14 protein-coding genes are annotated in these 13,753 nt (G+C 75.0%); 9 read left to right on the top strand and 5 right to left on the bottom strand.

The features are described from left to right. Positions 1-25 precede the first annotated feature (25 nt). On the bottom strand, positions 26-1,558 hold the full coding sequence (locus ACULK2_RS01085; protein ID WP_445969724.1) for a carboxylesterase/lipase family protein: 1,533 nt from the start codon (positions 1,556-1,558) through the stop codon (positions 26-28). 14 nt (positions 1,559-1,572) lie between these two features. Then, positions 1,573-2,172, bottom strand: a complete 600-nt coding sequence (locus tag ACULK2_RS01090; protein WP_445969725.1) for a TetR/AcrR family transcriptional regulator — start codon at positions 2,170-2,172, stop codon at positions 1,573-1,575. A 124-nt stretch (positions 2,173-2,296) separates the two neighbouring features. Here ACULK2_RS01090 and ACULK2_RS01095 point away from each other — a divergent pair, with 124 nt between their 5' ends. From ACULK2_RS01095 to ACULK2_RS01125, 7 genes are all read left to right on the top strand, one after another. Then, positions 2,297-2,773, top strand: coding sequence for a hypothetical protein (locus ACULK2_RS01095; RefSeq protein ID WP_445969726.1), 477 nt, complete (start codon positions 2,297-2,299; stop codon positions 2,771-2,773). 1 nt (position 2,774) lies between these two features. Beyond that, a complete protein-coding gene (locus ACULK2_RS01100; RefSeq protein WP_445969727.1) occupies positions 2,775-3,125 on the top strand; it encodes a hypothetical protein in 351 nt (116 codons plus the stop codon). Positions 3,126-3,209: 84 nt separating this feature from the next. Next, positions 3,210-4,001: an MTAP family purine nucleoside phosphorylase gene (locus tag ACULK2_RS01105; protein WP_445969728.1), complete on the top strand. Its 792-nt coding sequence runs from the start codon at positions 3,210-3,212 to the stop codon at positions 3,999-4,001. Then, positions 3,998-5,107, top strand: coding sequence for an NAD-dependent epimerase/dehydratase family protein (locus ACULK2_RS01110; protein WP_445969729.1), 1,110 nt, complete (start codon positions 3,998-4,000; stop codon positions 5,105-5,107). Before ACULK2_RS01105 ends, ACULK2_RS01110 begins: the two co-directional genes overlap by 4 nt. Next, entirely contained in the window at positions 5,104-5,787 is a 684-nt protein-coding gene (locus ACULK2_RS01115) for a glycosyltransferase family 2 protein (RefSeq protein ID WP_445969730.1), read from the top strand. The genes ACULK2_RS01110 and ACULK2_RS01115 overlap by 4 nt, the downstream gene beginning before the upstream one ends. Then, the gene (locus ACULK2_RS01120; RefSeq protein WP_445969731.1) at positions 5,784-6,452 is read left to right on the top strand and encodes a TIGR04282 family arsenosugar biosynthesis glycosyltransferase; all 669 of its coding nucleotides are present in this window, start codon (positions 5,784-5,786) and stop codon (positions 6,450-6,452) included. The genes ACULK2_RS01115 and ACULK2_RS01120 overlap by 4 nt, the downstream gene beginning before the upstream one ends. Beyond that, on the top strand, positions 6,449-7,282 hold the full coding sequence (locus ACULK2_RS01125) for a class I SAM-dependent methyltransferase (protein ID WP_445969732.1): 834 nt from the start codon (positions 6,449-6,451) through the stop codon (positions 7,280-7,282). Before ACULK2_RS01120 ends, ACULK2_RS01125 begins: the two co-directional genes overlap by 4 nt. On the opposite strand, the gene ACULK2_RS01130 is transcribed toward ACULK2_RS01125, so the two are convergent. Both ACULK2_RS01130 and ACULK2_RS01135 read right to left on the bottom strand, forming a co-directional pair. Further along, a complete protein-coding gene (locus ACULK2_RS01130) occupies positions 7,168-7,617 on the bottom strand; it encodes a hypothetical protein (RefSeq protein ID WP_445969733.1) in 450 nt (149 codons plus the stop codon). The two genes, ACULK2_RS01125 and ACULK2_RS01130, sit on opposite strands and share 115 nt — an antisense overlap. Next, positions 7,614-8,804 (bottom strand): molybdopterin-dependent oxidoreductase, encoded by a 1,191-nt coding sequence (locus ACULK2_RS01135; RefSeq protein ID WP_445969734.1) that lies wholly within the window; start codon positions 8,802-8,804, stop codon positions 7,614-7,616. Before ACULK2_RS01135 ends, ACULK2_RS01130 begins: the two co-directional genes overlap by 4 nt. A 127-nt stretch (positions 8,805-8,931) precedes the next feature. Between ACULK2_RS01135 and ACULK2_RS01140 the strand changes: the two genes are divergently transcribed. Next, positions 8,932-10,392 (top strand): hypothetical protein, encoded by a 1,461-nt coding sequence (locus tag ACULK2_RS01140; protein WP_445969735.1) that lies wholly within the window; start codon positions 8,932-8,934, stop codon positions 10,390-10,392. 151 nt (positions 10,393-10,543) lie between these two features. Further along, on the top strand, positions 10,544-12,907 hold the full coding sequence (locus ACULK2_RS01145) for a glycoside hydrolase family 3 C-terminal domain-containing protein (protein WP_445969736.1): 2,364 nt from the start codon (positions 10,544-10,546) through the stop codon (positions 12,905-12,907). A 43-nt stretch (positions 12,908-12,950) separates the two neighbouring features. On the opposite strand, the gene ACULK2_RS01150 is transcribed toward ACULK2_RS01145, so the two are convergent. Then, complete coding sequence (locus ACULK2_RS01150) at positions 12,951-13,736, bottom strand: SDR family NAD(P)-dependent oxidoreductase (protein ID WP_445969737.1); 786 nt, start codon at positions 13,734-13,736, stop codon at positions 12,951-12,953. Positions 13,737-13,753 lie beyond the last annotated feature (17 nt).

Below are 13,753 nucleotides of genomic sequence, written 5' to 3' on the forward strand. Positions count from 1 at the left end.
CCCGCCGCTTCGAGCGCCGCCCGGCTCAGACCCCGGAGAGCGGCCGCGCCGAGGCGTACGCGTCGGGCATGGTCGCGATCGTCGTGCCGTACACCCGTGCCGGGAACGCCTCGCCTGCTGCGGTCGGCCACGCCGGGTCGGCGCCCGTCACGAACGCGACGACGTCGGCGTGCAGGCGATCGGCGAGCGCCTGCGGCGCGCGGGTGCCGGCCACCGCGGGCACGTGCGAGTCCGCGAGCAGGTCGAACAGGAACGGCACGTCCAGGCAGTGCACCGCCGCGCCCGAGACGGGCGAACGCCACGAGAACCGATACGCCCAGGTCGCGGCGGGGGCGGCGCCATCCGTGGCCGCGACCGCCGCGCCCAGCTCCCGCGCGGCGACGGTGCGGACGAGCGGCGCGCGGAAGACGTGGTCGGTCACGTACCGGCCGAGCACGGCGGCCGTGCCGTGCAGGTGCTCGCCGCGGTTCGCCTCGAGCCACTCCGAGCGCCGCGGCTCGACGAGGCCGAGGCGCTTCAGCGCCGACTTCCGCGGCACCCATCGCAGGCGCTCGGCGGCACCGCGGAACGCGGAGGAGAACTCGTCGTCGGTCGTGCCGAGCACGAGCGGAACGGCGGCCCCGACGCCCGCCGCGAGCGAGGTCGGCGTCCTCGCCGGCACGAGCTCCCGGTCGACGACGGGCCCGAGCGGCAGGCCGGTGGCGACGAGCTCCGCGCCCCCGCCGCGAGCGCCGCGGGGCGGGCGCATCGCCTCGCGCTGCAGCTGCAGCAGCCGGTCCTCCGACAGCGATCGCATTCCGTCGAGGTCGGGGCGGATGCCGCCGAGCTCGCCGATCCGGCGCGCGAACGCCCGCGCGCGATCGGCTGGGACGTCGGCGAGGGCCGGTGAGACGGCCCAGACGCGGTGGAACAGCCCCTGCGCCCGCGGCATCCCGAGCAGGGTGAGCACCGCGCCGCCGCCGGCGGACTGCCCGGCGATCGTCACGCGCGCCGGATCGCCGCCGAAGGCGGCCACGTTCTCGCGCACCCACTCGAGCGCGAGCAGCCAGTCGAGCACGCCGCGGTTCGCGGGGGCTCCCTCGATCCACCCGAAGCCGTCGAAGCCGAGCCGGTACGACACGTTCACGGTGACCACGCCGTCGCGATTGAACGTGCGGCCGTCGTACCAGGGGCTCGCCGGCGAGCCGGCGACATAGCCGCCGCCGTGGAACCAGACCAGCACGGGCAGGCCCCGGGCGTCGCCCGCGGCTCGCGCGGCCGACGGGGTGAAGACGTCGACGTTGAGCGTCGCGTCACCCGGCACCGAGGGCTCGGGGATGAGCGTGACCCCGGGATCGCCGCGCTGCGCCGTCGGGCCGTGCTCGAGCGCGTCGCGCACGCCCTCCCACGGGCGCGCGGGGACGGGTGCGGCGAACCGCAGGTCGCCGACGGGCGGTTCGGCGAAGGGGATGCCGAGGAACGCGGCCGAGGTCCCGGCGTCGCCGGGCACCCCGCGCCACCTCCCGCGCACCACCCCGGCGCTCGTCGTCACGTCGACGGTGCGTGCGGGCTCGGCCACGGGATCTCCTCGGGTCAGGCGTCGGCTGGCGGGGTCGGCGGCTCGAGCAGGCGGAGGAGCGTCGCGACGTGCTCGGCCATGTCGACGGACGGGTCCATGAGCCACTGGACCTGCAGGCCGTCGGCCGCCGCGAGCAGGAGCATGGCCGCCTGATCGGCGTCGAGGTCGGCGCGCGCCGTGCCGTCCGCCTGCATGCGGCGGATGTCGCCTGAGACGAGTTCGCGGAAGCTCCGCGTGCGCTCGGCGAAGAACGCGTGCGCCGGGTGGGCGGCATCCGTCGCCTCCGCCGACAGGCGGACGTAGAGCTGGATCAGGCCCGGGACCTCGGCGTTGCGGCCGATGATCTCACGGAAGCCGTCGAAGGTCGATGACGCGCCCGACAGGTCGCGGGTGCGGGCGAGGTCGGCCTCGTCGCGCTTGCGCAGCACCGCGGCGAAGAGCTCCTCCTTGGTGCCGAAGTAGTGCAGCAGGCCTGCCTGGCTGAGGCCGACCGCGTCCGCGAGCTCGCGCACCGAGGCCCGGCCGTAGCCGTGGCGTGCGATGACGTCGAGCGCCGCGGCGAGGATCTCCTCGCGCTTCGCGACGCCCTTCGCGTACGCCCCCCGCCGTGCCATGCCTCGATCCTAGGTTGCGCGGCCCGCGCGGCCCGTCAAGGGGTTGGGGACGGACGCCTCGCGGCGTACTGTCGCGTCCAGACGGCCCCGTCCGTGGCCGTCGTGCCGATCCGTGGGAGGACGCATGCCGAAGACCGCCACCGACCGCGACGCTCGCCGGGCCGCGAAGCGCGCGGTGAAGCAGGCCGAACGGGCGGAGAAGCAGGCCCGCAAGCTCGCGTCGTCGCTGCCCGAGCCCGCCCAGTCGCGGGTGAAGTCCGTCGCATCCGCCGAGAAGCGCCGCATCGGCGTCGTCAAGCGCGAGGCCGACCGCGTGCCGCACGCGGCCCGACGAGCGGCGAAGCGCTCGGCGGCACGGCTGGAGCGGGTCTCGATCCGGTACGGCAGCGCCGGCGGCCGGGCATCGTCGGCGGATGCCTCGCGGAAGGGCAGCCCGGCGAAGTCGATCGAGCGGCAGCGGAAGCAGGTGAAGCGCCCGTCGAACATGGCGATCGTGAGCGGTTTCCGCACCCTCTTCGCCTCGATCACCACGCCGACCGACCAGGAGCGCGCGCGGAAGACCGCCAAGGAGCGCGTGCGGAGGATGGAACGGAGGAGCTGACATGGCGATCCGGCTGAACGAACCGGGGCTCCGCCAGGCGCGGAAGCTGGTGCGCGACGGAGACGTCGTGCGCGACGAGCGCGACGACTGGAGCGAGCACGCCCCCAGCGCCGACGACGAGAACGCGTTCCTCGAGAAGGAGGGGTGGACCGAGTTCCGGCACTGGCACCTCGGCATCGACGACGACGAGAACGACGAGACGAAGGGGGCGTACTCGTTCCCCTACGGCGACTTCTCGAAGGTGCATCGCTGTGCGGTCATCTCGCTCGAGAGCCGCGCCGGCCAGTACGACCACGACGAGATCCGCGACGCCGCGCGCAAGCTCCTGGAGTTGATCGACGAGGGCGACTGATGTCGTCCGGCCGACACCTGCGCGTCACCGGATCGTAAGGAAGCTCCTCGATCCGGCGGAGCGGGGGACGGGCAGGGTTGAGCCATGGAGACGGTGGGGGTCATCGGCGGCACGGGGCTGGCCGCGCTGATCGACGGCGAGACGCGCGACCACACCACGCCGTTCGGTTCGGCGACCGTCACGTCGGGCCGACTCGGCGGCCGGGACGTCGTCTTCCTCGCGCGCCACGGTGACGGGCACACCATCCCGCCGCACCGGATCAACGCGCGCGCGAACGCGTGGGCGCTCGCCGACCTCGGCGTGCGCGCCGTGGTGTCGACCGCGGCGGTGGGGTCGCTCAGGGCGGAGTTCCCCACGCAGTCGTGGGCGATCCCCGACCAACTGCTCGACCGCACCTGGGGGCGCGCCGACACGTTCTACGACGGCACGCTCGTGCGGCACCTGCCGTTCGCGGAACCGTTCTGCCCGGCACTGCGCCGCATCGCGGTCGAGGCGGTGCCGGATGCCGCGGGGCGGGCCACTGTCGCGGTGATCCAGGGTCCGAGGTTCTCGACGCGGGCGGAGGCCTCCGTGCTGCGCGATGCCGGCGCCGACCTCGTGAACATGACCCTCTGCCCGGAGGTCGCGCTCGCCGCCGAGCTCGGCATGGGGACGGTGACGCTCTGCCTCGTGACCGACACCGACACGGGGCACGTCGACGACGACCCCGACGCCGTGACCGCCGAGCTGGTGTTCCGCCGCCTCGCCGAGGCACGGCCGCGGGTGCTCGCGTCGCTCGAGCGCATCGTCGCCGCGACCCCACCGGACTACACGCCGCGCGAGCTCATCGACGCCGAGGCGATCGCGCACGTGCTCGGCCGGCCGGTGGCGCGATGACCATCCTCGTGACCGGCGGTGCCGGGTTCATCGGCGGCGAGGTCGTCCGGGCGGCGCTCGAGCGCGGGGACGGCGTGCGGGTGCTCGACTCGCTGCGACCCGACGTGCATGCCGCATCCACCCCGCTCCCGGAGGGCGTCGAACTCGTGCACGGCGACGTGCGCGACGCGGCCGTGCTGGATCGCGCGCTCGCCGGGGTCGAGGTCGTGTTCCACGAGGCGGCGAAGGTGGGGCTGGGGGTCGACCTCCAGGATGCGCCCGACTATGCGACGAGCAACGTGCACGGCACGGCCGAGGTCGTCGCGGCGATGGCGCGCGCCGAGGTCGACCGGCTGGTGCTGGCCTCGTCGATGGTCGTCTACGGCGAAGGTGCGTACCGCGACGCCGAGGGACGGCGGCGGCGACCGGCCGCGCGGACGTTCGCCGACCTCGACGCGGGGCGGTTCGATCCGCGCGAGACCGCCACGGGGCATCCGCTCGCCCCGGACCTCGTCGACGAGGACGACACGCTCGATCCGCGGAACGTCTACGCGCTGACGAAGCTCGCGCAGGAGCACCTCGCCGCGGCATGGGCGCGCTCGACGGGCGGCCGCGCGGCCCTGCTGCGGTACCACAACGTCTACGGACCGCGGATGCCGCGCGACACCCCCTATGCCGGTGTCGCGGCGATCTTCCGCTCGGCGCTCGCGCGGGGCGAGGCGCCGCGGGTGTTCGAGGACGGCGCGCAGCGCCGGGACTTCGTGCACGTGGCGGATGTCGCGAGCGCCAACCTCGCCGCCGCCGACGCGCTCCGGCGCATGCCGGCCGGCGCGGCGCGCGCGTTCAACGTCGGGTCGGGCGTCGTCACCACGGTCGGCGAGCTCGCCGCCGGGCTCGCGCGCGCGATGGGCGGGCCCGACCCGGTCGTGACGGGGGAGTACCGGCTCGGGGACGTTCGGCACATCACCGCGTCATCCGCCCGCGCGCGGGCCGAACTCGACTGGGCGCCGCGGATCGTCCTCGAGCACGGCCTCGCGGAGTTCGCGGCAGCCGGCGCGGCCGGCGCGCGCGAGCACGACCGCGCAGGCGTCGCCGCAGAGGCCCGGCGCGGGGGAGCGGCCCGATGACGGCCGGGCGGCACGCGCCCGCGCGCGTCGACCTCGTGCTCCCGTGCCTCGACGAGGAACGGGCGCTGCCGTGGGTGCTCGGCCGGCTGCCCGACGGCGTGCGGGCGATCGTCGTCGACAACGGCTCGACCGATCGGTCGGCCGAGGTCGCGCGCGAGCTCGGGGCGACGGTCGTCACCGAGACCCGGCGCGGATTCGGTGCGGCCGCGAACGCCGGACTCGAGGCGGCCACTGCTCCCTTCGTCGCGTTCTGCGACGCCGACGCCTCGCTCGACCCCGCCGAGCTGCCGCGACTGCTGCTCCCGGTCGAGCGCGGCGACGCCGACCTCGTGCTCGGGAGGCGCCGGCCGACGAGCGGGTCGGCGTGGCCGCTGCACGCCCGGTTCGCGAACCGGGTGCTCGCCAGCCGCATGTCGAGACGCACGGGCACGCGCCTGCACGACCTCGGCCCGATGCGCGTGACCGTGACCGCCCGGCTCCAGGGTCTCGGCATCCTCGATCGCCGCAGCGGCTTCCCGCTCGAGATGGTGCTGCGCGCTGCGGCCGACGGATGGCGCATCCGCGAGCTCGACGTGCCGTACTTGCCGCGCGAGGGCCGCTCCAAGGTGACCGGCACCGTGCGCGGCACGTTCACCGCGATCGGCGACATGTCGCGGATCTTCCGCGAGGTGCACGCGTGACCGCCGTCGCCGTCATCGCGAAGGAGTGCCTGCCCGGTCGCGTGAAGACCCGGCTCACCCCGCCGTTCACGCCCGAGGAGGCCGCCGCGCTCGCCGCAGCCGCCCTCGACGACACGCTCGAGGTCGTCGGCGCGCTGCCGGTCGACCGGCGCGTGCTCTACTTCGACGGCGATGCGGTGCCCGAGGCGGCCGCCGGGTTCGACGTGATCGCCCAGGCGTCGGGCGAGCTCGACGAGCGGCTCGCGCACCTCTTCGACCTCATGGACGAGCCGACGCTGCTCGTCGGCATGGACACGCCGCAGCTCACGCCGGCCCTCGTGGCGGCCGCGCTCGCGGTGGGCGGGCGGGTTCCGGTCCGGTCGGCGGCCGGCCGGACGCCCGGCGCCCCGGCGCCCGACGCGTGGCTCGGCCCGGCCGCCGACGGCGGCTTCTGGGCGCTCGCGATGCGCGAGCCCGACGGTGCCGTGATCCGGGGTGTGCCGATGTCGCGCGACGACACCGGGCGACGCCAGCTCGAACGACTGGAGGCGGCGGGCCTGGTCGTCGGACTGCTCGACGAGCTCACCGACGTCGACACCGCCGGCTCCGCGGCATCCGTCGCCCTGGCGGCCCCCGGTACGCGCTTCGCGCGGCGGCACCGCGAGCTCACGGGAGGACGGCGATGAGCGCGCCACCGCTCAGGCCGGCCCCCGCGTCGACCGGCCCCGGCGCGCCGACCCGGGCGACGGAGGCCGCCCCGCCGTTCGCGCAGTCCGAGGTGGTCGCGTTCGGCGCCGGCCGCGGAGAGCCGTACGTGCGGCTCCTCGCCGGGCAGGACATCGCGACCCTCTCGCTGCGCGGCGCCGACGGCACCTCGCACCGACTCGACGCCGGCAGCTGGGTGCGGCCGGCCGGCGACGCCGACCTGACCGTGCTCGACCGGGCGCACGGACCAATGCTCGACGTGGGCTGCGGGCCCGGCCGGATGCTGCACGCCGCCGACGCGCGGTCGGTCCCCGCGCTCGGCATCGACGTCATGCCGCACGCCGTCGAGCGCGCGCGCCGTGCGGGCGGCCTCGCGCTCCGCCGCTCCGTGTTTGACCGGCTCCCGCTCGAGGGCCGCTGGCAGAGCGTGCTGCTCATGGACGGCAACATCGGCATCGGCGGCGACCCGGCCGCGCTGCTGCGGCGGTGCGCCGAGCTGCTCACGGGGGGCGGGCAGGTGCTCGTCGAGGTCGACGCCGATCCCGACCTCGCGATGGTCGACCACTGCACGCTCGTCGACGACGGGGGCCGGGAGAGCTCGCCGTTCCCGTGGGCGCGCGTCGGCTGGTCGGTCGCGGTCGCCCTCGCGGCGGACGCGGGACTCGCGGTCGCCGAGCACTGGGACGCGGCAGGCCGTCACTTCGTGCGCGCGGCGCGGTCCGCGCGACGGAGCGCCGTCCGCGAGACGCGCAGGGCGATCGCGGCCACCACGAGCAGCACGGCCCAGATGACCGCGAGCGCGATGCCGTAGGAGCCCACGAGGATCGTCGGGTTCGGGTTGCCGAGCATCGAGGCGACGAGCGCGGGCACCGTGATCGCCGTCAGGATCGCACCGACGACGAGCGCGCCCTGCGCGACCGCGACGCCGCGATCGCCGAGCCCGAGCCGGTCGCGCACGCGCGCGGCGCCGAGCCCGAACGCGACGACGATCGGTGCCACCACGCCGTCGTGCAGCAGGATCGCGGCGACCACCCACACGAGGATGCCGAGCCACCGCGACGGCGCGATCTCGGTGAGCACCAGGAACCCGCCGAACGCGGCGAGCCCGAGCCCGAGCGCGACGAGGACTCCGCGTGCCGCCCTCACGCCGTCACCTCGATCCGTCGCAGCCACTTCGTCTGCATGACGCCCGGCCGCCCCGGCGCGATCACGCGCGCCGGGAACCCGTGGTCGATGTGCAGCGTGCCGCCGTTCAGCTCGAGGGCGACGAGCGTGAGCGGGTCGCGGGCGTACTGCGGCGGCATCTCGGTGCGGGCGAACGCGCCGCGCTCCTGCAGGCTCTCGAATCGGACGGGCTCGGTCGGCTCCGCGGCACCCGCTGCGGCCAGCAGGTCGACGAGCCGCACCCCGCGCCACGTCGCCGACTGGCTCCAGCCCTCGACGCACGCGATCGGCAGCACCGCCTCGGTCTGCGGAAGCGCGTGCAGGTCGTCGAGCGTGAAGTCGCGCGAGCCCGAGGGCGTCGCCACCGTGAGCACCCAGTCGGGCGCGACGGCGGTCCCGGTGACGCCGGCCTGCGCCGCGGTCCGGTTGATCGGCAGGCCCTGCGGTCCCACGCCCATCCGGCGCGGCGCGAGCACGTTGAGCGGCGCGAGCGCGGGCACCGTCTGGCCCGCGGTGAGTGCGACGGCGGCTGCCGCGGCCGCGCCGACCCCGCCGAGGAACCCGCGACGCGACACGAAGCGGCCCGTGGCATCCGCTCGGTCGCCCGCGGGCCGCCGCCAGACCCGCACGATCAGGGGGAGCTTCACCCCGAGGTGGACCGCCAGCGCGCCGATGAGCACCCACGCCAGCGCGAAGTGCGTCGCCCGGAACGGGAACGGGAACGCGTACCACTGCACGAGGTTCATGAGCCCGATCGTCACCTCGACGAGCGAGACGCCGACGAGCACCGCGATCGACGCGCGCTCCAGGAAGTGCGCGACCGACCTCACCGGCGGCCAGGCGAACAGGCGCGGGTAGACGGTCCAGAGCTTCGCGAGGAGCAGCGGAACGGCGGCGGTGCCCGCGATCACGTGGATCCCCTGCGTCCACCGGTAGAGCTCGACGGGTCGCGCCGGCATCGGCAGCCACGGCAGCGGGTCCTGCAGCAGGTGGCTGTAGACGCCCGTGCCGAAGCAGATGAGGAACGCGGCGCCGAGCAGACGTCCCACCACGACGGTCGTGCGCGGCGACTTCACGCGTGGGTCGGATGCCGCGTCGTGCGCGGCGCCCGCGAGCGGCTCGAGTCGTTCGGCGATCCGGGACGAGGCGCGTTCGGTGAAGCCGGCCATGCCTCCAGTGGACCACCGGGCCGCGGCGGATGCGACGGCCGGAGCTTACGGTTCGCGGACGCGCGTTCCGACATCCGTAAGAAGTCCACCCCTGCCCGGGCGTGCGGCCGCTTCGTAGGCTCGGAGCGTGCAGGTCGAACCCGAGGGGTCCGGCGGCGGGGCGCCCGCCGCATCCGTCGCGCCGGCGGCATCCGCTGCCCGCGCCGGTTCGCCGCGCCGGCGCGCGCTCGTCGCCGCGGCGCCGTGGGTCGGCCTCGGCGTCGCGCTCGCCCTCATCGCGCTCGCCATGATCGTGCCGCCGCTCCTCGGCCAGGACATGAACATCCGGTCGTTCCCGCCGCTGCACGCCGAATGGATGCCGCGGCTCGGGCCGGGCACGCTGCCCGCCGTGCTGCTCGCGATCGCCGCGGCCGTCTGGGGCCTGCCGCTCGCGCGCCGGCTCAGCTGGGGTGCACTGCTCGCCGTGGTCTACGGCGCCGCGGTCGCCTGGATGGTCGCCCTCGCGACCGTCGACGGCTGGGACGGCATCGGGCGCGTCCTCGAGCACAGGTACGAGTACCTCGGCACCGCGCGCGAGGTCACCGACTTCGGGGCGACCCTGCGCGACTACGTCGCCCGCATCCCGCTCGACTCGGTCGACAACTGGCCCGTGCACATCGCGGGGCACCCGCCCGGGGCGCTGCTCGTCTTCGTCGGGCTCGTCCGGCTCGGGCTCGGCGGCGGGCTCGCCGCGGGATTCGTGGTGCTCCTCATCGGGGCGACCGCGGCGCTCGCGGTGCTCGCGCTGCTCCGCCGGTTCGGCGCCGAGGATGCCGCGCGGCGGGTCGCGCCCTTCCTGGCCATGGGGCCGGCCGCGATCTGGTTCGCGGTGTCGGCCGACGGGATGTTCGCGGCGGTCGCCGCGTGGGGCCTCTGCGCGCTCGGGTTCGCGGCGACCGCCCGCGGGCGCGCGCTCGAGACGGCGCGACCCGAGGCGGCGGGCCGCGGCACGGCCGCCATGGTCGCCTGGAGCGCGCTCGCCGGGCTCCTCCTCGGCTACTGCGTGATGATGTCGTACGGACTGCCGATCCTCGGCATCCTCGCCCTCGCGGTGCTGTGGCTCGGCCGCGACTGGCGGCCGCTGCCGATCGCGGCGGCGGTGGCGCTCGCCGTCGTGCTCGCGTTCGCGGCGTTCGGTTTCCTCTGGTGGGAGGCGTTCCCGGTGCTCGTCGAGCGCTACTGGGACGGCGTGGCGAGCCACCGCCAGTTCACCTACTGGGTGTGGGGCAACCTCGCGGCGCTCTCGATCAGCGCGGGCCCGTTGATGGGCGCCGCGATCGCGACGACGGCCGCGCGCGCGACCGGGTGGCGTTCGGAGACCGGCGCCGAGCGCGTCGTGATCGTGCTCGCGCTCGCGGCGGCGGCCACCGTCCTCGCCGCCGACCTCTCGCAGATGAGCAAGGCCGAGGTCGAGCGCATCTGGCTGCCGTTCGTCCCGTGGCTCCTCGTCGGCACGGCGCTCCTCACCGAGCGCTGGCGCCGCGCCGGCTTCGCCGGGCAGCTCGCGTTCGCCCTCGCGGTGCAGCACCTGCTGGTCACGAGCTGGTGACGGGACAGGGGCGGATGCCGCGGGCTCGCGGCATTCCGCCTCGTCGTCGACCTGAGAAAACCGTGTCCAGCTCGAGTTCCGCGCGATACGTCTTGAGAATGAAAACCGAGTGTTGTACCGTTTTCGAGACTCAGCGACGAGAGAGGCACCCATGACCGACACCATCCAGACCGACGCGACCGACTCGGCGTCCGACCGAGCGGCCTTCGCGTCGGCATCCGCGGCCGACCTCGTCGCCGGCCTCACCACCGAGCAGAAGGCCGCGCTCACTAGCGGCGAGAGCTTCTGGACCACCAAGCAGGTCGGCCCCGTCCCGTCGATCCTGCTGACCGACGGCCCCCATGGCGTGCGCAAGCAGGACGAGAGCGCCGACCACCTCGGCATGGCCGCCTCGGTGCCGGCCACCTGCTTCCCGCCCGCCGTCGCGCTCGGCTCGTCGTTCGACCCCGACCTGCTCGAGCGCGTCGGCGTCGCCCTCGGCGAGGAGTCGCGCGCCGAGGGCGTCGGCGTGCTGCTCGGCCCCGGCATCAACATCAAGCGTTCGCCGCTGTGCGGCCGCAACTTCGAGTACCTCTCCGAGGACCCGATCGTCTCGGGCGTGCTCGGCTCGGCGCTCGTGCGCGGCGTGCAGTCGCAGGGCGTCGGCGCGTCGCTCAAGCACTACGCCGCGAACAACCAGGAGGACGACCGCATGCGCGTGTCGGCCGACATCGACCCGCGCCCCCTCCGCGAGATCTACCTCCGCGGCTTCCAGCGCGTCGTCGAGGACGAGCAGCCGTGGACGGTGATGTGCTCGTACAACCGCGTGAACGGCGTGCCCGCGTCGCAGAACCGGTTCCTCCTCACCGAGGTGCTCCGCGACGAATGGGGCTTCGACGGACTCGTCGTCTCGGACTGGGGCGCCGTCACCGACCGCGTGGCGGCGCTCGCCGCCGGGCTCGACCTCGAGATGCCCGCCAACGGCGGACGCTCCGACGCGCAGGTCGTCGCCGCCGTCGAGTCGGGCGAACTCGACGGGACCGTGCTCGACACCGGCGCCCGCCGCGCCGTCGAGCTCGCGCAGAAGGCCGTCGCCGGCGCCGACCCCGACGCCGTCTACGACGTCGACGAGCACCACGCCCTCGCCCGCGAGGCCGCCGCGAACAGCATCGTGCTGCTGCGCAACGAGGGCGCCCTGCTGCCGCTCGCGCCCGGGGCATCCGTCGCCGTCATCGGCGAGTTCGCCCGCACGCCTCGCTTCCAGGGCGGAGGTAGCTCGCACGTCAACGCCACGCGCGTCGATGCCGCCCTCGAGGCGATCCGCGACGTCGCGGGCGCCGGAGCGGTGACCTTCGCCCCCGGCTTCACCATCGACGGATCGGATGCCGCCGGGCTCGCCGACGAGGCCGTGGCCGCGGCATCCGACGCCGAGGTCGCGGTGCTGTTCCTCGGCCTGCCCGCCAGCCTCGAGTCGGAGGGCTTCGACCGTCGCGACATCGAACTGCCCGCAGCCCAGCTCGAGCTCGTCGACCGCGTGCTCGCAGCCAACCCGAACACGGTGGTCGTGCTCTCGAACGGCGGCGTCGTGCGCCTCGCGCCGTTCGCCGAGCGGGTCCCCGCGATCCTCGAGACGTGGCTGCTCGGCCAGGCGGGCGGGTCGGCCGTCGCCGACGTGCTCTACGGCGCCGTGAACCCGTCGGGCCGGCTGACCGAGACCGTGCCCGTCCGCATCCAGGACACTCCCGCCTGGGGCAACTTCCCCGGCGAGCACGGCCACGTGCGCTACGGCGAGGGCGTGCTCGTCGGATACCGCTGGTACGACGCGCGCGAGCTCGAGGTGACCTTCCCCTTCGGCCACGGCCTCTCGTACACGACCTTCGAGTACGGCGACGCCGTCGTGAGCTCCGACGACGACGGACTGCTCGTCCGGGTGCCCGTCACGAACACGGGGGCGCGCGACGGCGCCGAGGTCGTGCAGGTCTACACGTCGCTGCCGGGCTCGACCGTGGCGCGCGCGCCGCGCGAGCTCAAGGGCTTCGCCAAGGTCGCCCTGGCTGCCGGGGAGCGACGCGAGGTCGAGGTGCGCGTGCGCCGCACCGACCTCGCCTACTGGGACACCCGCGTCGACCTGTGGATCGTCGAGGGCGGCGAGTACACGGTCGAGATCGGTGCGTCCAGCCGCGACATCCGCGCGGTCGCGACGGTCGACGTCGAGGCCGACCCGGTGCGGATCCCGCTCACGATCGAGTCGACGATCAGCGAGGTCATGGCGCATCCCGTCGCCGGTCCGATCGTGGGCCAGGCGCTCGCGGCAATGGCGGCCGACCTGCTCGGCGGCGAGGCAGCGGCCGGCGCCGGCGACGCCTCCGGTGAGCGACCGGCAGAGACCGCCGGCGGCCTGGGCCTCGACGCCGAGGGCATGATGCAGATGATGGGGGCGATGCCGATCGGCCGCGCGGCGATGTTCCCCGGGTCGGCGTTCGACCTCGAGCAGATCGAGCAGCTCATCGCCGCGGCGAACGCACCGCAGGGCTGACCGGCCCGGCGCAGGGACTCGGCGGGTGCGCCGAGTCCCTGCGTCAGCGGCGTTCCTCGGCGACCGCGTTTCCGCCGTCGACGGGGATCAGCTGGCCGGTGACGTACGAGGCGCCCGGGCTCGCGAGCCACGCGATCGCGGAGGCGACCTCGTCAGGTCGACCGCTGCGCCCGACCGGCACGAGCAGGCCCTCCTCGGCCTCGCTCGGGAGCTGGCTCGCGGTGGCGATCCAGCCGGGTGCCACCGCGTTGGCGGTGATGCCGGACAGCGCCTCGTCGACCGCGAGCGCCCGCACGTAGCCGAGCATGCCCGCCTTCGCGGTGGCGTATCCGACGTCGCCGCGCGATGCCATGAGCGGACCCGACACGCTCGACACGCAGACCACGCGGCCCCACCCCGCCTCGCGCATCCCGGGCAGCATCGCGCGGGTCAGGAGGAACGCCGTCGTGAGGTTCATCGCGATGCCGGCGTTCCAGTCGGCGAGCGGCATCGTGCCGTCGCCGTGGAGCATCTCGGGGTCTCCGGTCGCGATCATGCCGGCGTTGTTGACGACGATGGTGGGGCGTATGCCGGCGGCCGCCAGCTCCGCGGCGAGGTCGTCGACCTGCTCCTCGAGATCGAGGCGCGCGATCAGGCCGGTCGCGGTGATGCCGAGTCGCCGGAGCTCCTCGGCGCGCTCGTGCACGCGCTCGCTCGTGGCCGTGATCACGACGCCCGCGCCGAGCTCGCCGAGCGCCCGCGCCGCGGCGAAGCCGATGCCCTGCGGGCTGCCGGCGCCGCTCACGATCGCGACGCGTCCCTCGAGGTTCCAGGCGGCGGGAAGGCTCATGGCGTCATCCTAGGCAC

Source organism: Agromyces molybdatiresistens, from assembly GCF_052748445.2.